The following is a 23921-nucleotide window of genomic DNA, read 5'->3' on the forward strand; positions in this document are numbered from 1 at the left end:
TATACGTTACACATTAGAGTCCTACCTGTATGCCCAGTGAGAATGTTTTCATAGCAGGATATTGATAATAGGTAGTGCCATCGATAGACTGTTCAGGGTCCATGCCCTGATGACCATAAAAGGTGAGCAGATTCTCGCCCAGAGCATATACTTTCGCGCTTCTGATGCCGATTTTGGACAATAACGTTGCAGGCAGTGAATATCCAAGGGATACTGTTTTAAGACGCGCATATGTGGCGCTGTACAGAAAACGGGTAGATGTGGAGGTCCAGTTCAGGTTATCAGTTGTAAATCTGGGTACATCTGAGTTAGTATGCTCAGGTGTCCAGCGTTCCAGCAGTTCTGTTGACCAGCTACGGCCAGGGCTTGTAGCTCCGCTTAGCATGGATACATAATCGAGGTCCAGCACTTTACCTCCTATACTATAGGCTAATAAAAATGACAGTTCAACATTTCTGTAATTTAAAGTATTGGAGAGGCCACCTGTTACATCCGGCAAGGCAGAACCTGCATAATACTGTGTAGCAGAAGCATAGCTGGTGGTGGTCACTTTTTTACCGTTTGCATCGTTTTGGTACCAGAGTGGATTGCCGGTCTGTGGGTCCACACCGGCCCATTCACGCAGGTAGAAGTCGTAGATGGATCGGCCCACCATTAGCTTTTTGGTGCCGCTGATAATTTCCTTTTGCGGCAGTTCCGTGATTTTGTTTTTATTATGCGCAACGTTCAGCCCAATATTCCATTTGAAATTCCGGGTACTCACTGGAATTGCATTCAGTTCCAGTTCCACACCTGTATTGCGTAATGCTCCGATATTGGCACTGATAGAGCCGAAACCAGTAGATGCAGCCATAGGTTTTGCATACAGGAGGTCCTTGCTGATCCTGTTATAATAATTGATAGTGCCGTACAGACGGTTATCAAATAATCCAAAATCCAGGCCTATGTTCAGATTAAGATTGCTTTCCCATTTCAAGCCTGGTGTGGCCAATCTGGAAGTGATTACACCTCCGTTGCCAAGGTTGTTCTGTATGTTAAAAAGTGCCAGGTAAGCATAGTAAGTGCTTAAATTGTCATTACCGGAGGCGCCGTAGCTTCCTTTGAGTGTGAGGGCATTCAGCCAGCTTACAGAACGCAGAAATGCCTCTTCAGAGATCCTCCAGGATGCTCCGGTAGACCAGAATGTACCCCAACGGGAGTCTGGAGAGAAGCGAGATGAGCCATCCCTTCTTACGGAAGCAGTGAAATAATACCTGTTCAGGTAATTATACTGCCCCTGACCAAAGAAACTCAGCTTCGCATAATTATCTGAGGTACCAGTAAAATCATTTAACTGAGAAGCCGCCGCTGGCTCATATAAGTCTGGTAATGCAAACTTCTGCCGGCTTCCGTTCAGTGTGCTGGCATTAAAGTAATAATATTCATGGCCAGCGAGCAGGTTGAGATGATGGCCTCCCAGCAGGTCTGCATCGTAGGTCAGAATATTGTTCCATGTATAGCTAAGTTTTCTGCCATTGGCTTTACTGATATAGCCGCCTATTTCGGCATCTCCACCTACTGTAGGGTTGGTGTAAACAAGTGAATTGTTGTTTACATAATCGATATTATAGCTGGTTTTGAAATGTAATGCCCTCGTGAGCGATGCTTCAAGAAATGTTCTGGCAGAGATATTCTCGTTGGTATACCTGTTCTTGTCCAGTGGTAAAGAACCTATCAGGTTCTCCCGGGCCAGGGCTGCGGAGGGACGGTAGTCTCCGTAATCAAACTGTTTCTGACCATTGAGGTCTAGCTTATAGGAGCCGTCTGCATTGCGCTGGTAAATGGGGTAAAAACCTGGAATAGTCCTGCCGAACAACACTACGTTGTCTGTACGGGAGTCAGAAGATGCTGGATAATCTTGTGCAGAGCTGGAACCATTCAGGTTAAGACCTGTTTTCAGCCAGGGTTTTGCCTGTAAAGTAATATTGCTTCTTAAATTATAACGCTTAAAACCAGAGCCTATGTAAGCCCCTTCATTATTGACATAACCACCACTAACATAGTAGGAGGATTTGTCGCTACCGCCGCTGAAGTTAAGCTGTGCCTGTGTATATTTTCCGGATTGCTGTATGCCCTTTCCCCAGTCGTCATTCCATAATGCGTGTGCACCTGCCATGATTTTCCCGTCCGTTCCTACGGGTTGAGGAAAAGCGGGCCCATAGGGATTGATGCCCAGATCCGCTACTACACGCGCACTGGCCGCGGTTGCTGCTTGCGCAGGTGACTGCCCGTTTGTTAGTTGCTTATTGCGCAGTGCTTCCCAGTAAAGCTCAAAATACTGATCTGTATTAATCTTGTCATAATCGCTGACAGCGCGACTGCTCCAGCCCTGATTAAAGGTGACATTCACTGCGGATTCGCCTTTTTTTCCCTGTTTGGTTGTAATGATGATGACTCCGTTAGCAGCGCGTGAGCCATAGAGATTGGCGGCAGTAGCATCTTTCAGTACACTGATAGATGCTATGTCTGCAGCATCGAGCGCATTAATGTCTCCTTCATATGGAGCGCCGTCCACAACAAACAGGGGCGCGCTGGAAGCATTGATGGAGCCTATGCCACGTATGCGTATGGTAGAGCTGTTACCGGGCTGCCCGTTAGAAGATGTGGTTTGCAGACCAGTTACAAGACCCTGTAAAGCATTGGTAACATTGGGTGTAAGCCGGTTATTGATCTTGTCTGAGCTGACAGTGGACAGTGCTCCCGGATATCCCGAGCGTTTTACATTAGTATAGGCTACTGCTACCACTTCATCCAAAGTAGTATTGGCCGGCTTCAGGAGGATGATCACATTTGCATCTCCTTCGCGCACTTCTGTTTCTACAGTTTCCCTGCCAATGAAGGAAACGGAAAGTACTGTCTTGCTGCTGGGAAGATTCAGCTGAAAATGTCCTTCCTGATCGGTAGTTGTGCCAAGTGAAGTCCGGTTAATTTTTACCGTCACTCCCGGCAATGGTTGCTTGTTTTCTGCAGCGAGCACCTGCCCCTGCACTTGTCTTTGCTGTGCCAAAAGTCGTGTGCTGAAAAGGAGTGCAAGCACGAGGGTTACATTTGTCTTGAACATAAGTATTTAGATTATAAGAATATAGAAAAGCATTGCATTTAGGGCAATAACATATATTCCAGCTGATGGGTAAAAGCAACTGGTAATCGCTAAATTGATTATGTGCATTGATTAAGACGGGCTACAATAAAGACTTATGCTTATAGATAAAGACGTTAAATAAGATAAGGTCGATAAATGTATAGTTGGTCTTCTCATAAATATTTGGGTTCTTGTAATTTATCCTGGCTTAACAAATCAATATGCTACAATAATATATCGGTGCAGCAAAAATAGTATAAATAAATAGTCTATGAAAATTGTAGGATGTGCAAATTTCAATTATCTTATCTTGATTTATGCAGTGGGCGTAACTTAATAAACAATAATAGATCATTTGGTATGCGGTTAGATAATTTTCCCGTTCCAGCTATCATGGATAAAAAAGGCTTCATGAAATGAGGTCTTTTTATTTATAGTCAGAACGATTTATTGTAGAAAGAAAACTTGGAAACTGATTTTGTTACGTTAAAAAAGTGTTCCGTCCTCCAATATCTGCCAGTTACCTTCTGCTATTTCTTCATCCAGTTCAAGGTGGTCCCAGCCACAATAGCCAATAAATATCTTTATGTCTTTTTCAGTAAGAATATTATTGTCAATATTTTTCACAGCTGACTTAAAGTCTCCGCCCAAAAAAATATTATCAGTCACCGGCACACCTCCTTCTATTAAATCAGGCCGTTGATGTACGAAGTAAAGATGTTCCTGATCTACAGGTCCTCCGAGATGTATAGGGAAAGGGATTATATTCTTAAATTCTTCCAGTTCATTTAATTTTCGGGGAAACTCTTTATTTATGATAAAACCCATTGCACCTTTTTCATTATACTCTGTGATGAATATTACCGACTTTTCAAAAACGGTATCATCCAAAAGAGAGGTGCTTTTTATAAAAATGCCTGGTTTCATATGAGGTAAAGATAATTCAAGTTATCACTTCAAGAATGGTATTCATATTACTGCCTGCATGAGAACGCTCTGGTAGAATCAGTCGTAAAATGCTTAGTGAATTTATCGATTATTATGGTACAATTTCAAAAATTCTTCCAGGGATTCTGCAACAGCTGGTTTTCCCAATGTTTCGATCATATCCACCGGAAGATGAGCTTCAACAGAAGGAGCGGCTGTTATCATATATTTACCATCAGCCTCAAAAAAAGCAAAGTTGCCCAATAACATTCAGCGATTACTTTCATCAAAGTGCAGATCAACATATGTTTTGTCTTTTGCTACAATGTAACGCCTGAAAATTGTTATTATATTCGCAGAAAAAGAATCAATTATGGAATATGTAAAAGAATATACCGTAAAGCCGGAACATATAGACGTTCAGGGGATAATGGATGGTTTGTTTTACCCTTTTTACATGGAATATTGCAGACATGAATTTATAAAAGACGTGCTTGGATTCAGTCTTGAGGAAGAAGCGGAAAAAGGAATAAATATGGTATTGTCTCAGTACACCATTAATTTCCTTCGTTCCTTAAAGAAGGATGATACATTCACCGTAACATGTGAATTGTTTGCTGATAAAAGCGATAAACCTCAGATACATTTTGAACAAAAAATAATTCTAAACAATAAGGTCGTTACTAAAGCAGTTTTTACCGGTACATGTGTACCTGCTACCGGTGGACGCCCATATCTTCCGGATTCAATTAAAGAAAAGTTGAAAGGGGCGCCAGTACTGGATAAATAATCAAAACATAAAAAACGCCCATAGTAAAACACTATGGGCATTTTTTTAACTGTGATGCAGAAAGGTCTGCTATTTTATGTCATGGAAGAAAGTAACATCTCCACTAGTATATACCTGTACTACCAGACGTCTATTATCCTTCTTCAGCTCAACAAAATAACTGTCGGCAGCATCTGTCTGAAGCCCGAATAATTGAATGTCTGTAGCGTTTAATTCATTATCGTCATATTTGACAACTGATTCCACATTGTAATTTTTATAGTCCTTTCTAATGCGTGTCTGCGCATTGGCGGGTAGGTCGGAAAACCTGGCAATGGACGTTGTTCCTACCAGTTGAGAATGGGTATCATAGAATGCGGTATAGCTTTTCCCATCTTCGATAAATGACACTTCATCAAAAAGAGAGGTTCTTCTCCATACGGCATTTGAAGTATGGTCAAAATCAGCAGCAAACTGTTCTTTGGAGAAACTGCTTACTCCTTTGTCTGTTGGTTTGTGACCTTTTGCTTCGGTAGTAACTATTGCCAGAAAAACGGCGGCTGTTGTTAATATGAAAGTTCTCATTTGTTTTTAGTTTATGTAAGTATGACCGGTAGTTACCAGGTCATGTTTAATGGTTGTATAATATTTAACAGTTCTTAAATAAACACTGAAATCCTATATCCCTTCATCACTGAAAGTCCATTCCTTCGGCATTCTACCAGCATTCCTATATCATTTGGATATAGGAATGCCGGTAGAATGCTATAGGTATGCTATAGGTGTGCTAAAGGAATAATGAAGGAATGAGCCACCAGAGAACTTTTAGCGAATCTCATAAAGATTGTTTTCACGGATTTCTCAGAAAAATGTATCTTAAACGATATGTTGTTAAATGTGTCCTGCTCACTTGAATTTTCTTCAGAAACCACCGTACCAAGTATTTTCATGTTGCATCCTCAAAGCGGGAATGCACAATTTGTTGTAAGGAATGAATTGTTAACAACACCCTACACACCAGTAATTGAATTTCCAGATATATATCGCAATTTATGCCAGCGTATTATCATCCCTTCCGGTTCGTTCAAACTGGAAAGTCGTGCCCTGGTAGACTGCTCCGACACCGTTGATGTAAATATGTACGCCTCCTGGATTCCCATGCCGGAGCTACCGGACCATGTACTGCAATTCCTTTTACCCAGCCGTTATTGTGAGTCAGATAAATTTGCTGACCTCGCTATAAAACTCACGGAAGGATGTGCGCCGGGTTATCAGCAGGTAGATGCCATCTGCAAATGGATTAATGGAAGTATCCGTTATGAATATGGGACTACAAACAGCTCCACCTCTGCCGCGGATGTATTGGCCACTAAAGTCGGCGTATGCCGGGATTTTACTCATTTAGGTATCACCTTATGCCGTAGCCTGGATATCCCTGCCCGTATGGTTGCCGGATACCTCTATGACCTTAAACCAATGGACTTGCACGCCTGGTTTGAAGCCTATGTAGGTGGAAGATGGTATTGTTTTGATGCTACCCAGCGGGAGCCTAAAGGCGGAAGGATCGTATTAGCCTATGGAAGGGATGCCGCAGATGTGGCTTTTGTCAGCCATTTCGGTAATGCCGTACTTAAAGAAATGATTGTAAATGTTCAATTGTCTTAAAATCAATTATTTACATAATTAAAGATAAGATATCCCTGATTTCAGCTATACCCCAGCCTGCTTTAATCCTCTACTTTTGTCCTCGAATTAAGGAATACAGTAGATGAAACAAAAACCGTCATTCGCATTTATCGCAACATCCTGGGTCGCATTGTTTATTGGGATAGCCGGTTATATTATCGGACTCTGGAATGCTCAGATGCAGCTGAATGAGAAGGGTTACTACTTCACAATACTGATGTATGGATTATTTGCAGGCGTCTCTGTACAGAAATGTGTGAGAGACAGGCTGGAAGGAATACCTGTTACTGATATCTATTACGGGATCAGTTGGGTGTCTACCATATTAACATTGGTACTGCTGGCAGTAGGATTGTGGAACGCTACATTATTACCAAGTGAAAAAGGTTTCTATGCATTTGCTTTCCTGTTAAGCATTTTTGGAGCCATCAGCGTACAGAAAAATACCCGCGACAGCCAGGCGGCGAAAGTTACGGACAATATAAATAATTGATCTCTAGTAGGTTGTTATGTTAGTAGTTGTTTTGTAGTCATCCGTTTTTTAGCCAGTAGTTCATCTGTAGTAGCGGGAAAATAGCAAGGGATATTCAGGGACGATACTTTTGCTGACATATTCTTAACACAAAAAAATATTCATGAAGAACAAAACGTTGGCAATTGTAGCCTATATCACATTAATCGGCTGGGTAATAGCATACCTGCAGTACAAGAATCAGGAAGAGAAGAGCCCATTGGTTCGTTATCATCTTACTCAGGCTCTGGGTATTTTCATTTTCGCTATTGCCTTGAATATTGTAATTACTATCATAGCCTCTATCATCCCCTCGCTAGGTAGTATTTTACTCATAGCCGGCCTTCTTCCATTGATACTGCTGATTTTTGGTATTATCTCTGCTTCAAACGAAGCTTTGAGCCCCGTTCCTGGAATAGGAAAATTGTTTGAAAATAAGTTCAGCTTTTTGAACTAGATCCCAACCGGTGCTGACCACACCGTTTTAATATAATTAAACCTGTCTTTATTGAATGAGGCTATCTTCGAACCAGAGATAGCCTCTCTTGTTTTTATCAGTCTTCCTTGTAAATATGGATCTCAATTTTTCCATCAGCAGTCACTGTACCCCGGTACATACCGTCCGTATTAAACGGTAAGGCGGCATTGCCGTCTTTATCCAGGGCTATCAGTCCTCCGTCTCCTCCCATAGCATCTACTTTGGCAATCACTGTTTTACCTGCTTCTTCTACAGATAAACCCTTGTAGGCAATCAATGCTGAAAGGTCGTAAGCAACTACATTACGGATGTAGAATTCTCCCCAACCGGTGCAGGAAACAGCGACCGTTTTATTGTTGGCATAAGTACCGGCCCCAATAATAGGAGAATCGCCGATACGGCCGTATTTTTTATTAGTCATACCGCCGGTAGAAGTAGCGGCAGCCAGGTTCCCGGCTTTGTCAAGCGCAACAGCTCCTACTGTTCCGAATTTATTGTCGTGGTTTTCTATGCCTAATTTACCGGCGGGCTGGTAACTGTGGTCCAGTTTACTCTTCATGGAGTCTTCTTTTAATGCCTGTTGTAAACCGTCCCAACGTTCTTTAGTCCAGAAGTATTTAGGATCAACGATTTCGATACCTGCGTCTTTGGCAAACTGTTCCGCACCCGGCCCTGTCATCATCACGTGTTCTGATTTCTCCATCACCGCCCTGGCAGCGCTGATAGGGTTCTTAATATTGGTAACACCGGCAACAGCTCCCGCCTCCAGCGTTTTCCCATTCATAATGGCGGCATCCATTTCATTCCGGCCATCGTGGGTAAATACAGCGCCTTTGCCCGCATTAAACAGGGGACAGTCTTCCAGTACACGAATGGTGGCTTCTACGGCATCTATGCTGCTCTTGCCTGCCTGAATAGCCTGGTAGCCAGTGGTTAATGCTTCTTTGAGGGCAGCCCTGTACGCGGCTTCTTTCTCCGGCGTCATATTCTTTTTAAGGATAGTACCCGCGCCTCCGTGGATGACCATCACGTATTTCTCCTTAGGTAACATATTGTCGCTTTTTACAAGTCGTCCGTTACCGACGTACCACCTATCATTATTGGCCATATTGCGGCTATCTATTTTCAACGTTTCTATCGAGTTGGATTTTCCCAGTTCATCAATATAACTGTTATATGCATCTGTACCGGTAGCCCGTAAAATCACCACGTCACCACCGCCACTTCTTTCCAGCATCCATTTAAAAGCATCATCCACGCTGGTGCTTCCTCCCATCAGAACAAAACCTCCTTTTACAGGCGTCTGTATATCGGCAGTATCTCCTATAATGCCTGCAGAAGCCGGTCTCCTTTGTGCATGCAAACAGGAGCAAAGTAAAAGTAAGCAGGTAACAAATCTTATGATCATATAATTAGTAATTACTGTTTTGACTCATATTCTTATTTGCCAGGATTTCCGCATCCGCATTGTCTTGTTCTCAAATTGAAGGACGGGTTCGTAAGCCATTTAGCGGCAAATTAATAGAGAAACCGGTTACATTGGGTGATAAAATTCGTAATAAACGGCTTGAAGAAGGACTTTAGCAAAAAAGGGGAGCCCAATTTATTGGTATAACAGAAGAAACCGTTTTCTTATGGAAAAAAATGAATTGAGCCTCGCATGAAGTATTTTCCGAAAATTAGCGCTTTTTTGGAGTACTTTCCTTTTGAATTGGATACTAATAAACTTTTAGGAAAATTAAAGCAGTATCGTTTTATTAACGGTCTTACTCAAAACGCTTGTACTCAAATTTTGGGTGTAGATGCAGGGGGGCTTAGTTGTTATAAGACAGGTTATATAACACCTCATGTCAAAAGCTTAAAAAGTTTTTTGGCGAAGAGGGAATACTTTAGCTAATTGAATCTTTCAAATAAGGATATTATAGTATGTCTACAGACATGCTATAATATCCGAGTATTTCCCGCTTGAATACCTTCCCTATTGTTTGAAACCCAGCTGGGATGGGGAGGGAGGAACGGCGCGGCATCATTTCCCCCCAGTTTTCAAACTCATTTGAATTATTTGATTCCGATAAGCCAGTAAGCTTTATAGTCTTGAATAATTTTAGCTCTTCTGACATACTTCTATAAAAGCAGTGGCTGGAAACTGTAAGATCAAATAATAGCAATCACATATAAAAACATTGAAACCAGAATCTATTGGGAATGAGTACAGAAATCCATCTAAATAAACCTAATAAAGAAAGAGGACGACTTTATGTCCGCCCTCTTTCTTTATTAGGTTTAATATGTACAACCTGAATTGTCATTGTATCAAAATTACAAAGGGTAGTCGCATTTCCATGGGTAGGTAAACTTGCTAAGATCCATTCCTCTTTCGCTCAATGCGTTCCTAAGCTCTTCTTCATCCTTAAAATAGTAAATTCTTTCGTTAATGATATTCTTATCAGTATATTCATCACGAGTTTCTATTACTATTTTGTCAAATTCAAAGTCATACATTTTGTACAACCATTCAAAAGGCATGTGTTTAGAATTCTCGCTGCGTTTAGAAATGGCAATCCATCTTCTATGTGTATTTATGGTCGACTGCAATTCCTGGGCAATAAGATCCCCATTTCTTATCAAACGCGTTCGAATGGGCAGTAAAAAATCTTTATCCATGGCTATTTTGTATTGTAAAATATTCTAATAATTTTCTCACCATATTCTTCTATTTGCATATGCATATCGTATGCATGTTCATTAAGTTCTCCATGGGCCACCAATCTACCTGTTATGATATCATATTCATCATGATAACCATAATAAGCTTCTTTCCCAAAAAACAATCTTGCGGCCTCTTTATCTGGCATTTCACCTGCAAATCTAAATCCGTTACCTCGGCTTTGAAACAGGCGTAAAAATAATTCCTGCGCCTGTGCTTTCGTCGCTACATGTACTTCCGTCACTCCTAACTCTAAAGATTTTGCAGCATTACGAACCGTGCTAGAACTCCATTTTATCTCTTCTAAAACCCTGGCAAACTTAACACCAGCTTTTAAAGCATTTACTCCTTCAAAACTTATGTCAGCAGCCATACCGCTGATTATAAATTGTCTGGGGGCTATCGTATGTAAAAGTATGCCATCCTGATTAACATCACCACGTCCATAACGCCGGTTGCCAAATAGATAACCTAAAAAACGATTCATGCCTTTTGTCGAGGGCAGTACTTTCCAACCTACCTTACTAAAAGCATATTCGTATGGTGACGTATATGTTACTTCGGGCGAGACATGGACGCCATTTAACTGTACAATATCATTTTGAGTATCGAAGTCGGGCCAGACTGTATTTAGATCATTTGAATGTACGGTGTCGTCTCCAAAAGGATCTGACATACTAACAGGATTGTTTAGTACCTGGGCATATGGCGTGGCATATTCAAAACTTTCTGCTTTGGGATCGATTTGGTTCCAGCGGCCTATTTGCGGGTCCTGTACTCTAAATAAGGCATCATAGAGGTTAATACTCAAATCGTTGGTCAGTTCTATTCCATTGAATTTTTTGCGGTTCTGTGGATAGGTGGTTCCTCTTAATAAATTAGCACTGATCCCTTCCATGGTAAGTCCAAATGGATAATAATGGGTTTCTTCCAGCAAAGGTCCGCTGTTCAAGGTGATCACGACGTTATCAAAGAACACATCCTGGAGGGTTTCATTGCTGGTGTACACATAGAGGAAGCCTGTTTTGTTAGCGACCATCTTTTCTGTGCCCAGTTCCTGCAGTTCGTCAGGAGCGGATTTTACCTGCTTTACACCACTATTTTCTGCTACTAATTTAAACTGATCGTCAACCAGTGCAAAATTTAAATAGGCTTTAGGCCGGTCTTCCCCAAGTCCATCGGGGTTTTTCTCTTTTAAACGTTGATAGTCACGATTATAAAAATTGCTATTAAGAGGTATATTGCTGTTTACTGTATTGCTATGTGCGGCATTGGTGGCATTGCCTCCAATGGTATGGACCATGCTAGACGCAATATCTTCAAGGGGCAGCTTATTCGTTTGCTTTTGGGGGCCGACAGACTTATAGAAAGCTTTGGCATGAATCATTACGGTGTCACCTGCCATCACCCTCAGCACTAATGAAGGGCCTATTTTTTTACCACCAGCTTTTGCATTTAATTTAGCAACAAAGGTATTCTTTTCGGTAGTTTTATCTTCGGGATAGCCGGTAGGTGTCTTTTCTCTTGTTTCATCGATATTACTAAAGGTGGCAGCTTCTGTTGCCGCCGCTGCGGTTTCCATCGTGGCACTGTACATTGTAAAATCCGTCTGCTCAGTCAGGATCATGCGGATATTGCCCAGGTGATCTTTCTCAAAGTAATCATACACATAACTTACCTGTGTCCCTGTTTTATATATGGGACGGATGCGGCCATCGTCGTGACTAACAAATTCCAGACTATCCTGCCTGTAGGTAAAGTTACCTGCATAATCTGTAACGGTGGTTTTGGGTGCAGGACCAGTACTGTCTATTACCGTCTTTTTTATTCTAGTCCCCGTTGCGTCATACTGATAGGTGATGCTTCCCTTGCCAGTTACAGTAATTGTTACCGGCAGGTTAAGATAATTGTAGATAATGGAAGTGATGCCTTTATTTAAATCTCGGATCAAATTGCCATTGCTATCATAATCATAGTCATCAATAGTGTTGGTTCCATCTATAAAATCACCCAGTTTGGCTGAGGCAGTTTTACTGGTATCGGATACTGAGGCCAATTTATTGCTATTGGGCTTATAGGTATATTTTAGATTGTCAATAGTCTTGGGAATATTACCTGCCAGTCCTTTTTGTTTCATCGTGAGGATGTTCCCACTGGCATCATAAGTAAGACTGTCTACTGTAAAATCAACCTGATCTTTTGTCCAGTTGGCCCCGCTCGTATTTCTTTGAAGGAAGTTTGCGGATGTTAAACGATCTCTATTATCGTAAGTATAACCATAGGTACGGGCAATGTTGTTGGACTTACTTTTCCAGGTACTACCGGCCAGATTACCATCAAACTGATTATTGCTAAATCCATAGTCATAATTCAATTGTTGTCCAAACCAATTGGCTGTACTGGAAGTGCTGTTGACAAAATCCTTATTAATCCCGTCCAGCCAATTATTGATTGTATAGGTATAACGTAAGGAATCCAATTGGGTTGATGGCCCTGTTACCCCCAGGCGTTTCAGTGTCAGTTTGCCCAATTCGTCATACGTATTTGCCTCTATGATTTTATCCTGGCTGCTATCGTCATTCAACCTTGTTTTGATAGATAACAACCTGCCTGCAAAATCATAAGACGGCATGGTAAGGAAGGTCGTTTGCGGCGTTAGGTCACTATGCGGGTTGGTATGACGTATGTAGCTGCTTAATATTTTGCCGTTGAAGTTACGAAGGTGGGTGACCACATTTTTCCCGCCAAGGCTATTATCGGCTACAGATTGAATTAATCTGGCCCTGTCGTCGTAATAGAAAGTAGTGGTCATCCATTGATTGGTATCCAGTATCCTGATTTTCATGCCAGTAAGTAACCCTTTTACGTTGCTTTTGGGGATAGCAGGCATCGCCACTGCAAAGGGATTGTTTCCTGCCTGGGGTTTACCCGTATCACTTACCTCGTAATTGTATTTTCCGGCATATTCATAATCATCGTAAAAATAATAAATGAGCGGAGTAAGCTGGTCAGATGTAATACCAGATAATGCATTGCTAGCCAGAAGACTTGTGGTTCCGCCAGTAGCAGCAGGATTGATATCGGCTGCAACATTGGCTCCTGCTCCCGTATCAAATCCATCCTCCATCGTAATGGTTTGAGTAGCTGTATAGCTGCTGCTGCCGTCATAATTTCTCAATATTAAGTCGGCAACTCCTGGAAATGTATAGGAAATAGTTTGGGTTCCGGAAACAGGGATATTCATACTTGCCTGAAGTGCTGCCTGTGTAGTATTGGATTGATAAATGGCAGACATCAAAGGCATATTCTGATCGTTATAAAAGGTCGCCCCCCATTCCTGTGGGTTTTTAGCCCGTTGTACAGCATCTTGTGTAAATACCAGCCTATCTCTGTTATCATATACTTGGTATATAGCTCCAGCACCGGGAATTTTGCGGCTGACAAGCCGGTTGCGGCTATCGTACTGGTACTGAAAACACAGTTCATCGGCGATATTGCTTATTGTCCAATTGCTTCTTAAACTGATGTCTACGGCTAGGGGCGGAATCACAACCCGCATGTTGCTCAGATCATCGTAGACATAATAGGTACATAGCCAGCCGATATGGGCGTTGTCAGGTGTATCAGAAAGTTGATTCTTCTTCAATACTACCTGTCCGTTCTTGTCTTGATATTCAATGCTCTGGTGTTTGCTTTCATCGATCAATACATTTTTATACAATGTGCCTGCCGGATAGGTAGCACCAGCAACAGGTGTATCACCGTTCATGTTCCATATCCGTACAGAATCGGCGGCCGTGTTTAGCAAAAACTGAGCTTCACGGGGATGGTCACCACCTTCTTTTGCCCAACTGTTGCCAGGTGAATAGGCTTTAAGTACCCGATTTAAAGGAGATGCTTCATAAATATTCTGTTTATAATAAATGTTCTCACCCACAATACCTGGATTAAGCAGCGCATTTTGATAAAAAGCTTTCTGGCTATTGAAGGGATCTGTTTTAAAAGATCCATCATTAATACCATTACCAGTCTGCGGTACAAAGGGAAGGTATTGGTATTGTTCACGTCCATAAGCATCGTATACGGATGCAGATACAACATCTTTACCGGTGATGCTTATACCCTTGGATACCAATTGTAACGGACGGCCAAGGCCATCGATATACGATGTTGTTTGCTTAACCGCTGCAACAGGTTGTGATGTTGAAATAACAGCGGCGCTGTCTGTAAGCGGCATAGAGGGCTCCCATGTACGGATATAATTTATAAAAGTACCGGGATAAGCAGAAGGTGTCGTAACAGCCGTTGCTGTGGGACGGGTACCATTTGTAGGCGTTTGCGCAAAGGCATTACTTGCGTTTATAATAAAAAACAGGGATAGTATTATATATTTCATACAATGTTTACTAATGGGTTATATTAACTATTGCGTGATGGGTTGGCGATATTTATAATCAAACACTTTTAGAATATTTCCATAGGTGTCTCTGATAAGCTTTAATCTTAAGAAACTATCATATTCGTAATAAGTAATAGTTCCATTTTCATCATCTTCACTTGTAACTCCAATAAGTGGCTTATATGTATAAGTGGCCATCGTAGTTCCAACAAGAGATAATCTTAACTCATCAATGTTTCCGCTTCCAGAGAGAGAAGCACTTGTAACGCCGGTAATAAGATGCTCAAAATATGTCCAGCCATTAACATTCCGTCCTTTTACAGGCGTACCCTGCGTACCTGTTATAGTATATGGAGATGTGCCGCTGCTCCAGTAGGAAACCTTATATTTATTCGCTGTATTTAATCCGGATTTGCTGATTACATTCGTTCCTGTTAATAAATAATATTTGCTGCCGGTTAATGCACTACCTGTTTTTACATTATCTATGTAGTTCCAATTGCCTTTTCCATCAGACTCAAAGGAAGTAAAGGCCGCATCTGTACTAATACCATTGGTGATTTTAGCAATCGGAAGTGAAGATGAATAATCCCAGATATAAGATGTTACAATGTCATTCTTTTTTGAAACATTCAATATGTTTCCATACGCATCGTAATTGTAAATAATTGCAATTTCATCAGGGTTGTTCAGGAATTTTTTTGAAATGGTGGCCGGAGAAATAATGCCACCTGGAAAAGTCGCAAAATCTTTTGAAATACTGAGTAGCACCTTTGTTCCGTTGCTGACACTTTTTCTCACATCTTCAATGATCCTATTCCTGTTTACAAGTTCGGTATTTACCTGTGTTACGATCTCATTGGGATATTGTATAAAGTTATTGATAGTTTCGCCTTTGCTGTTGATGGATTGAATTAGTGTTGGCTGTAAACTTACGATATTATTATATTCATATTTTTCTGACATTTTCAAAGAATCGGTACCCGCATAAGAGTAACTTACAGTACTATCAAGGTGCGACCAATACCTGTTCACCATATATCTGTTCATGTCATAATAGTAAAAATAATGCCAGTCCAATGTTCTTGGAGTAGAAGCAGGGTAAGCAAGATTAACTGCATAGAAAGTATCAATATTAAACAACCTGTTATCTTTGCTGTAATAATTATACTTTTTTGTCAGATATACTTTCTTACTATTTTCCCATTTAAATACACCTGTATAAATTTCCTGACCATTCAAATAGTCTGTGTTTGAAGAAGGCGCATTAGATATAAAAGTTGGCGCATAAAAACCTATACTATCGGGCCAGGTACCACTTTCATCATCTACTACCTCCGCAGGCATTTTCGTAGAAACAATATATTTATGTTCGATTCCTCCGCCTTGGATATCATTACCGTTCACTTCAATTACATTGGGATAGATAATAGTGTTATTGTCATTATTATACAGATCAATTACACTATTTGAATGAACAACTAAATTAAAGGTATATCCATCATTGGTCCCCGGGTGACCAACAACCGAACATAGAAAACGGTGCAATGAAACAAAGCCATATTGTTTCCGGAAACCACCCCAAAGCACACCACTACTCTTTCCTGGCATATCCCAGTTATCATATAAAAAACTCCGCTTATTAACAACCGTCGTAAAACTATCTACGTCTGTCATTGATTTTACCCTAACGCCTGAAATGGAAGTATTCTGTGCAGAAGTGGTTTCTATATTAAGTCTGCTCATCTGTGAAAAAGCATCAATTCCATTAAAATTGATAACTACTTTTAAATAATACTTGCCATCCAGATTGTCTAATGTCCACGTTTTAACTGTCCCTGCTGGAACATTTACAGCACAAACTCGGCATAAGTTTGTAATGGAATCTATTACTGATACAACAATACCTTCATCACCTCTTATTTCACCTGGTCTTGGAGGGGTACCGGTCCATTCCGCCTCTGCTCTTATTGTAACCGGAATATAAGCAGGATTGCCGAAGACCGGAGAAGTAATGACCTGGTTTTTTACACCATTGAGTTGATTGTAATTCCTTGTAATTGTTGATCTTGTTTCCTGAGGATAACCCCATACTGTATTTCCTTCATACTCTATTATAGTGGAGCCTCCTGTAGGATAGGTTATCTTGGTTAGTGTTCCCAATTTTACCTTCTCAGCATCACTATTGCGGTTTCCCCCAAACCGGGAGAAACTTTTGTCAACATAGGTGTCATTAGGAAAAAAATATTTATTGACGATTCCATTAAAGTATCCGAATAAATCCTGAGAATAACTTAATCGGGATGGTAAGCTATTCATACTGTTATATTCAAAACTATACTTTCCTCCTTTCTCATTATTTCTTCCCACTTCCTGTATTGAGGATAAAAATAAACGTTTCTTCAATTCCGGAAAATCAGTTTGCAGAATAGGTTGTGCGTCTGAATACTTCGTGTCAAATCCGGTACTGTTACTTTGTGAATAAGTATAATTGAAATCAAATCGTTTCAATGTATCTGATCGTGAAAAAACACGGATACTATCGAGTTTCATTTCGTTAATAATATCCAGCCGGTCTGAGTAATAAAACCGCACTGCCCCATTTTTGAATGTTATATCGGTCAGTAATACACCCAATAAATTACTCCTGTTGAGATTTGTAACCACTAATGGAGGAATAGTTGTACAGACCCCTGCGTCGGCGGGAAGCGGATGTGATCCCCTCGGTGTCAGATAAGTAATCCCTGCCACCCTTTGGGGTTCGTATGATTGGGAAATACCGGTGAAATAGTCTATCTGACGGCTGATATTCGCAAACTTCTGATAATTAAAAGAGATCGTATCATTGTTGGCACTGATAATTTTTGTAAGATACCAGGCTGTTTTAACATTTCTGGTGATACTATGTGGATCTAAATGATTGTAAGCCTGCGTATAATCCTGAGCATTATCTTCTCCGAAAATATACTTATTGCCATTGGTAAGTGTAATCGTAAAAATATTGAAGCTTGTATCTACCTGAAATTTGGTGCCATCTTTAACATAAGGTCTGATCTCATTATTTTCTATTATAAACTTACCTGCATTACCATCAAATGAAAATGAGAACTCATCAGGCTGAGTGTCAGCAGAAGGTGTATCCTGATTCTGCGAATAGGTAGTTAAAAAAAAATAAAATGGGGTACTATATATATCATGATTAGGTGGGCGAAGTACGCCAACACCAGGAGTATGATCTGGCCGTCCCCGGATGATCCGTGAAATAACGCCCCCTGCGTGCAGATGCCAATCAATACCGACGCGTGAAGCTACCTGATCTACCTTTACACCATTTGTTGCATAATTCAGGGAGATATCATGGCTAAGTATTCCACTTGTAATATTATATACTGGCACGCTGAATTGTACAGTACCGGTAAACAACCCTATTGGCAGATTACCATATTTTGTCATAGAAAACGCTTCCGGAGAAGGCGGAATTACTGTTGGAAGCTGATCGTCATCATCTAGCTTTTGGCCCAAGGCTCCACTTGTCGTTAAAAATAGAAATAATGAAACTAAAAAAAGTACAGACTTATAGGTTTTCATTTTATTTTTTTGAAGTTTTTGGTCTATAATTGCTATGGCTACGGAATTTCAATTCTCCTGCGTCATCCCACGTGGGTCTCAAAATATAGAAGATTCCTAAGTATAAGTAACGGTCAAAATTGAATATGAATTCATCTGGCATACCGTCAAATAATTCCATTCCAGAAGAATAGTAGCTCCGTGAGACTGCCTTGGTATAACCTCTTGGCGCTCTTCCATTCTGACCATAATAAGGCTGGTCAGGTGAATGCCCTAAAAACAGAGGCGTTTTATCATACCATCCATTTGTCTTACGATAAATTTCACAACCAGCCGAAAGATTCCATCCCTGGCCCTTTCATCCCGGTTGATCTTCTACCTTATTACCTTCGGTAGCATATTCAATCGAGAGTGCTATACTCAGATTTTTATACTTCACATCGTACAACGAAATAGAAATATTAGCCTGACCTGCAAAAGGAGTCGTTGGTATATGGTGGAGTGACCGCGTTAACATATACGTTTTTTTTATCGAAATATCTTGTTTGGATAGAATAGATCTCTGATGATACATTGGAAACTGTATATCCACCATTAAATGTCCCATACTGAAACATTACCAAGCCCGCCTTTCCAGGACTGATAATTTTAGTAGGATACCGTGCCGTTGGATAATACCAGAGAATATTCCAGTTAGATGATTTCATCCCAATGCCTACAGGAGTAGGCTCTCCAAATTATTTAGCTTCCAGTTTTTCCAATCTCTCTGTCAATGCCGTTGTTCGTTTCTCCATCTCTATATTCCGCTTGCTCTGCTCAATTAAATACAGCGTCAGCTCTTCTACTTTCTGTAAAAGAATTTTATTCATCTCGCCAAGATCAATACCATCCTTTTCTACGTCTTCGGTAGTGGGAATGCCTGATAAGTGTTTATTGGTATTGATGTAATTTTCTACTTCCTGTAATGGTGGTAAATGATAATCTGGATGGAATACGAAATCGGCCCAGCCAGTTTGACGCACTTTTATTCTACGAGCGCCAATAGAACCCTCCACAGCCAGCATATGAGAACCGAAGCTGGTTGTACCAATGCCTACGTTACCCTGTATAATAATAGGGTCCAGGCTGGTAAAGGGCAGTATATTACTGACATTATTATCAGTTACAAGGAGTAGTACTTCAGCCTGGGCGTATCCTGTAAAGGAAAAATTATATAAGGATGCACCATTCTGAATGGAGACTGCAAGGTAATTTTCACTATTATAGGTAAGTGTCACTAATGAAGCCGGTTCATTATAACTTATAATACTGCCACGATTACCATTATATGCACTAGATGTATTTACTTCCACGGTCCATTTACGATTATATGCACCTACTCCTCCTCTTATTGCAGTTATTTTCCCCTGCACATGATTGTCCGGCAATAAAGTACTTGTGTATAGCTTATGCAACAGCAAATAATTAGCGCCTTGGGAATCTTCTGTTTGTCCCGATATTAAAAGGTTTTGACGATATACGCGGGTACCCTGAGCCCTTATTCCAATGGGAGTTACGAACAGAGATAAGAAAGTGATGGTAAGAAAGCAATGTATTGTTTTCATTTGTAAAGGATTCGTTTAATAGTATTTTGTTATTTAAAAGGTTTAGTTTGATCGCGCTGGTTGGCGGCGCATTTCTGCTTGCTAAAAAATCATAAAGCAGTATGATGATTTCTTTCAGCTTTGCTCTGATCTTGTGTTTTTTCTGATGCCCAGCAACACGTTTCCTGCAGGATAAAACATTTAAGTGTCTTATCTGCACGGTTATTCACCTGCGCCTCTACATGGCGGGGTTTATGCGAGACTTGGGATAAGTATTTCTTCGGCAACGCAATGGTCTGTTGAATGGTACTGTCAGCAAGGTTATTACCGGCGTACACATATCCAACCTGTCCCATTATCAGCATGAGAAAAGTAATGGTATAGTACATTTAAAAATGGCTTTGAGAAACTAAAATTGTCCCATAAATAAATTAAAAAACGGTCTCGGGCTGCCAGGGCTACAGTCAGTTATTTGGTATAAGGATAACAAAAGACTATAGGTTATTTAAAAATTCTATAAGACAGCGAAAGTATCAATACTTTATTATATCATGGATCACATCTTTGTGCTATTCATTATTTAATAATATTGTAAAGTTCTTTGTATAGCGAAGAAGAGTGTGATATGCGTAGCCTATTTACGCAATGAAAATTTGGGAAGAGACGGGCATAATGTATAAGGCAAAAACTACACGACAATAGTTAATGAGGTAAAATAACTATTGGGATCAGATTAGATTACAACCAAACGTTCTCACCGTTAAGTTTTCTTCAGTAAATTTCAATTCAAATGCTGGTAAAGAACATCCGGATATGATATCTGGTAAAGTTCCCCCCGACAGATCTGTGGTTTCTGCCTAAGTGTGATTGGATGAGCTACATACTTGAATCAATTCACTTAGGTATTCTATTATTCAAGTAGGAACGAGGCAACGGATACACGATTGCCAGTGACATCATTAATCATCTAATTTACTATGAGTTTCAGATTGTATTTCCCAGTAGATTTCATGTTTACAAATGTTACACGTTTTCAGGCTTTCATTGTGATACACGAACCGGTAGCTGGTTTGTTTTTCCACTGCTTTCAGTAATTGCAGAATACTTGTCTCTTTTAGCTGCAGACTAATTTTTTCCTGGGCATAGCTTTTGGCATATACCTGCATACAAGTCAGAAAAAAGAGCAGGGTGGCTAGTTTCATCGTTAATAGTAATTGACTGGGCATAAGGGCATGAAGCTTCCTGCCTCAAAACACAATTTTTCGCATAATTTTGGTTGGGTTTGTTAGTGATTTGGCGAACCTGAAAATCGGGGGGAGGTGTTCGTAGCACTTCCCCTCTCTTTATTTACTGATAACGATCACGTTATTGTTGACTTTGAAATTAAAAGGGTAGGAGAGCTGCAGGGCTTCCAGTGCTTTAATAATGGATTCACTTTCAAAGGTGCCAGAATACCGGTAGCTTTTTATGGCTTCGTCTGAGAATATTACAGGGATACCATACCACTTTTCCAGCTTCTTCGCTATTTCTTCCAGTGGCTCATTATCTATTTCAAGCCTGTTATGGATCCATACAGGAGCTACTTTCTAGTTTCCTTTTCAGTTCCTCATCATGCTGTACATTAATGATAATTTCCTCATAGGATAATTCGTTGGGCGCTGCTTCTCCGGACATACGGATAATAGCATTGTCCATTTTATCCAGGTAAGACAGTTCATCGAGGATCAGGTGGCGAAGGGTCGTGAACAGATAAGCACGCACCTGGGTTACAGGCTGCATTTTGGCCCTCTTATCCCATAGCTGCAAAAATAGCTGATTCACGCAATCCTTTACCAGTTCATCATCTCCACATATTTTAAGGCCAAAACGTATCAAATGGAAATAGGTATTACCGTGTAATGCCAGCAAAGCCTGCATATCGCCCCGACTGATATTTTCCCAGTGTACCCGGTTTTCTTCTTCATTTGACATAAGCCCTCAATTTATAAAATCTCTATGGGATAGTATAGGATACTTTATGTTGCATTTTAAAGTTAAGTTTGTTAACTTTTATGCAAACGTTTCCATAAAGCAGGTTCCACGAATGAAAACTATAACCACGCTTATCATACTGACCATGCTATGCATGCGGGTAACAGGGCAATCCATTAACCGGAAAGCCCTGGTAGAACGTCACAACGTTATCAACCTTAAATACGACTCACTTTCTTCCTTAACGGTGGGGAATGGGGGATTTGCTTTTACTGCTGATATAACGGGCTTACAGAGCTTCCCGGAAGCTTATAGCAACGGTGTGTCGCTGGGGACGCAATCTCAGTGGGGATGGGACAGCTTTACTGATACTGCTGGTTACCGTTTTGAGGAAAGCCTGAAGACTTACCATTTGCACAACAGGGACATTACTTATGCAGTACAATGGCATAGCCCGGAAAGGAATAAACGGGCTTCAGACTGGTTCCGGCAAAATGTTCATCGCTTGCAATTAGGGAATATAGGGTTTGAGATTATTAAGAAAGATGGACAACCTTGTACTTTACAGGATATACAAGGGATAAAACAAACGCTGGATCTCTGGAACGGACAGATAAAAAGCCATTTTACAGTAGAAGGGATCCCTGTAGATGTCATAACTGCCGTACATCCTCAACAGGATATTGTATCCGTAAAAGTAAATTCTTCTTTAGTCAGAGATGGGAGATTGAAGATAAAAATCCGGTTCCCATATCCAACAGGAGAGTTTGCGGATGCCGGTGTAAACCGTATCGGGAAACATCATTCAGAGATTATCAATAATACTATTGTTCATCAACTGGATAATTACAAATATTATGTACAGGTAACAGGTGGTAAGGTAACAAAAGGCGAACCTAATGAGTTCGTTGTAACACCCGGCACCGAATGCAATTTCCGTTTTTCAGAAAAACAGCTAAGCTCTCCAAGCCCGAGCACACAAACAGTTGCGGCTACTTATTGGAATGCCTACTGGTCACACGGAGGGATGGTTGATTTTTCCGGCAGTACAGATCCCCGTGCTTTTGAACTGGAACGCCGTATCATCCTCTCCCAATACCTGATGGCGGTGCAATGTGCCGGTGACATGCCTCCACAGGAAACCGGTCTCACCTATAATAGCTGGTACGGCAAACCTCATCTTGAAATGTACTGGTGGCATACTGTACATTTTGCGTTGTGGAACCGGATAGAACTGATGGAGAAAAGCCTGCAATGGTATTTGAAGGTCGCAGACAAAGCAAAGGCTATCGCTGTAAGACAGGGATACGAAGGTATCCGCTGGCAAAAGATGACAGACCCGCAGGGGAATGAAAGCCCTTCTTCTGTAGGTGCTTTCCTTATCTGGCAGCAACCTCATTTTATATACATGACGGAATTAGTATACCGTCATTATCATAACCGCGCTACATTAGATAAGTATAAAGATCTTGTCTTTGCTACCGCAGATTTTATGGCTTCTTATGCGGCCCCTGATAGTAACAGATACATTCTGGGTAAAGGTCTGATTCCCGCACAGGAACGCTTTAAACCAGAAGAGACCTTTAATCCCACTTTTGAACTGGCCTACTGGCGCTGGGGATTAACAACAGCTCAACAGTGGCGGGAACGCCTGGGATTACCCCGCAACAAAAAATGGGACGAAGTATTAAGCAAATTATCTGCCCTGCCTCAACAGAACGGTGTATACCTGGCCACGGAAAGTGCAAAAGATTCTTACATCAATCCGGTATTCATGACAGACCATCCTGCTGTATTAGGCGCATTGGGCATGCTACCCGCCAGCACAGCCCTGGACACCGCTATCATGCACAACACCTTTAACAAAATATGGAACAACTGGAACTGGAAAGAAACCTGGGGCTGGGACTTCCCGCTCACCAGCATGACTGCCACCCGCCTGGGTCTAAGAAACAAAGCAATTGACGCGCTGTTCATACCCGTACAAACAAACACCTGGCTGTCCAACGGACATAATTACCAGGATGAACGCCTGCGATTATATTTACCCGGCAATGGAGGACTACTCACTGCTGTAGCTCTCATGTGCGCGGGATATGATGGTTGCAAAACTACAAATCCCGGTATTCCGGATGATGGTACATGGAAAGTAAAATGGGAAGATATTCAACCCATGCCCTGATAAAATTCATTAAATTTCAT

The 23921-nt window shown here is 41.0% G+C and carries 19 protein-coding genes; 6 read left to right on the plus strand and 13 right to left on the minus strand.

What is annotated here, in order from left to right; translation table 11 throughout:
* Window positions 1-13 precede the first annotated feature (13 nt).
* The gene (locus tag GO495_RS08170; RefSeq protein ID WP_157299228.1) at window positions 14-3100 is read right to left on the minus strand and encodes a SusC/RagA family TonB-linked outer membrane protein; all 3087 of its coding nucleotides are present in this window, start codon (window positions 3098-3100) and stop codon (window positions 14-16) included.
* A gap of 507 nt (window positions 3101-3607) precedes the next feature.
* Entirely contained in the window at window positions 3608-4048 is a 441-nt protein-coding gene (locus GO495_RS08175; RefSeq protein WP_157299229.1) for a YqgE/AlgH family protein, read from the minus strand.
* A 373-nt stretch (window positions 4049-4421) separates the two neighbouring features.
* Between GO495_RS08175 and GO495_RS08180 the strand changes: the two genes are divergently transcribed.
* Window positions 4422-4838 carry an acyl-CoA thioesterase gene (locus tag GO495_RS08180; protein WP_157299230.1) on the plus strand — a complete coding sequence of 139 codons (417 nt, stop codon included), beginning with the start codon at window positions 4422-4424 and terminating at the stop codon, window positions 4836-4838.
* 69 nt (window positions 4839-4907) lie between these two features.
* On the opposite strand, the gene GO495_RS08185 is transcribed toward GO495_RS08180, so the two are convergent.
* The gene (locus tag GO495_RS08185) at window positions 4908-5402 is read right to left on the minus strand and encodes a hypothetical protein (protein ID WP_157299231.1); all 495 of its coding nucleotides are present in this window, start codon (window positions 5400-5402) and stop codon (window positions 4908-4910) included.
* A 300-nt stretch (window positions 5403-5702) separates the two neighbouring features.
* Here GO495_RS08185 and GO495_RS08190 point away from each other — a divergent pair, with 300 nt between their 5' ends.
* From GO495_RS08190 to GO495_RS08200, 3 genes are all read left to right on the plus strand, one after another.
* Complete coding sequence (locus tag GO495_RS08190) at window positions 5703-6482, plus strand: transglutaminase-like domain-containing protein (protein ID WP_157299232.1); 780 nt, start codon at window positions 5703-5705, stop codon at window positions 6480-6482.
* A gap of 103 nt (window positions 6483-6585) precedes the next feature.
* Window positions 6586-6996 carry an inner membrane protein YiaA gene (gene yiaA / locus GO495_RS08195; protein ID WP_089782428.1) on the plus strand — a complete coding sequence of 137 codons (411 nt, stop codon included), beginning with the start codon at window positions 6586-6588 and terminating at the stop codon, window positions 6994-6996.
* A 142-nt stretch (window positions 6997-7138) separates the two neighbouring features.
* Complete coding sequence (locus GO495_RS08200) at window positions 7139-7471, plus strand: magnetosome magnetite crystal formation protein family (protein ID WP_157299233.1); 333 nt, start codon at window positions 7139-7141, stop codon at window positions 7469-7471.
* A 97-nt stretch (window positions 7472-7568) separates the two neighbouring features.
* Here GO495_RS08200 and GO495_RS08205 read toward each other — a convergent pair whose 3' ends face one another.
* Window positions 7569-8900, minus strand: coding sequence for an isoaspartyl peptidase/L-asparaginase (locus tag GO495_RS08205; RefSeq protein ID WP_240915191.1), 1332 nt, complete (start codon window positions 8898-8900; stop codon window positions 7569-7571).
* A gap of 252 nt (window positions 8901-9152) precedes the next feature.
* Here GO495_RS08205 and GO495_RS08210 point away from each other — a divergent pair, with 252 nt between their 5' ends.
* On the plus strand, window positions 9153-9389 hold the full coding sequence (locus GO495_RS08210; protein ID WP_157299234.1) for a hypothetical protein: 237 nt from the start codon (window positions 9153-9155) through the stop codon (window positions 9387-9389).
* Window positions 9390-9811: 422 nt separating this feature from the next.
* Here the strand turns inward: GO495_RS08210 and GO495_RS08215 are convergent, their stop codons facing one another.
* The 9 genes from GO495_RS08215 to GO495_RS08255 all read right to left on the minus strand — a co-directional run bounded on the left by GO495_RS08215 (window position 9812) and on the right by GO495_RS08255 (window position 21719).
* On the minus strand, window positions 9812-10156 hold the full coding sequence (locus tag GO495_RS08215) for a hypothetical protein (RefSeq protein ID WP_157299235.1): 345 nt from the start codon (window positions 10154-10156) through the stop codon (window positions 9812-9814).
* A 2-nt stretch (window positions 10157-10158) separates the two neighbouring features.
* Window positions 10159-14595 carry a DUF6443 domain-containing protein gene (locus GO495_RS08220; RefSeq protein WP_157299236.1) on the minus strand — a complete coding sequence of 1479 codons (4437 nt, stop codon included), beginning with the start codon at window positions 14593-14595 and terminating at the stop codon, window positions 10159-10161.
* 27 nt (window positions 14596-14622) lie between these two features.
* The gene (locus tag GO495_RS08225; protein ID WP_157299237.1) at window positions 14623-18120 is read right to left on the minus strand and encodes a hypothetical protein; all 3498 of its coding nucleotides are present in this window, start codon (window positions 18118-18120) and stop codon (window positions 14623-14625) included.
* 403 nt (window positions 18121-18523) lie between these two features.
* The gene (locus GO495_RS08230) at window positions 18524-18682 is read right to left on the minus strand and encodes a hypothetical protein (protein ID WP_157299238.1); all 159 of its coding nucleotides are present in this window, start codon (window positions 18680-18682) and stop codon (window positions 18524-18526) included.
* A gap of 220 nt (window positions 18683-18902) precedes the next feature.
* Window positions 18903-19769 (minus strand): hypothetical protein, encoded by an 867-nt coding sequence (locus GO495_RS08235; RefSeq protein WP_157299239.1) that lies wholly within the window; start codon window positions 19767-19769, stop codon window positions 18903-18905.
* 89 nt (window positions 19770-19858) lie between these two features.
* Window positions 19859-20137: a hypothetical protein gene (locus tag GO495_RS08240; protein ID WP_157299240.1), complete on the minus strand. Its 279-nt coding sequence runs from the start codon at window positions 20135-20137 to the stop codon at window positions 19859-19861.
* Window positions 20138-20707: 570 nt separating this feature from the next.
* On the minus strand, window positions 20708-20950 hold the full coding sequence (locus GO495_RS08245; protein ID WP_157299241.1) for a hypothetical protein: 243 nt from the start codon (window positions 20948-20950) through the stop codon (window positions 20708-20710).
* Window positions 20951-21091: 141 nt separating this feature from the next.
* Complete coding sequence (locus GO495_RS32645; RefSeq protein WP_420808912.1) at window positions 21092-21316, minus strand: FecR domain-containing protein; 225 nt, start codon at window positions 21314-21316, stop codon at window positions 21092-21094.
* Window positions 21309-21719 carry an RNA polymerase sigma factor gene (locus GO495_RS08255; RefSeq protein WP_157299242.1) on the minus strand — a complete coding sequence of 137 codons (411 nt, stop codon included), beginning with the start codon at window positions 21717-21719 and terminating at the stop codon, window positions 21309-21311. The genes GO495_RS32645 and GO495_RS08255 overlap by 8 nt, the downstream gene beginning before the upstream one ends.
* Window positions 21720-21831: 112 nt before the next feature.
* Between GO495_RS08255 and GO495_RS08260 the strand changes: the two genes are divergently transcribed.
* A complete protein-coding gene (locus tag GO495_RS08260) occupies window positions 21832-23901 on the plus strand; it encodes a hypothetical protein (protein WP_157299243.1) in 2070 nt (689 codons plus the stop codon).
* The last annotated feature ends 20 nt before the right edge of the window (window positions 23902-23921 follow it).

It is taken from the genome of Chitinophaga oryziterrae, assembly GCF_009758125.1.
GTDB classification, from domain to species: Bacteria; Bacteroidota; Bacteroidia; order Chitinophagales; family Chitinophagaceae; genus Chitinophaga; species Chitinophaga oryziterrae.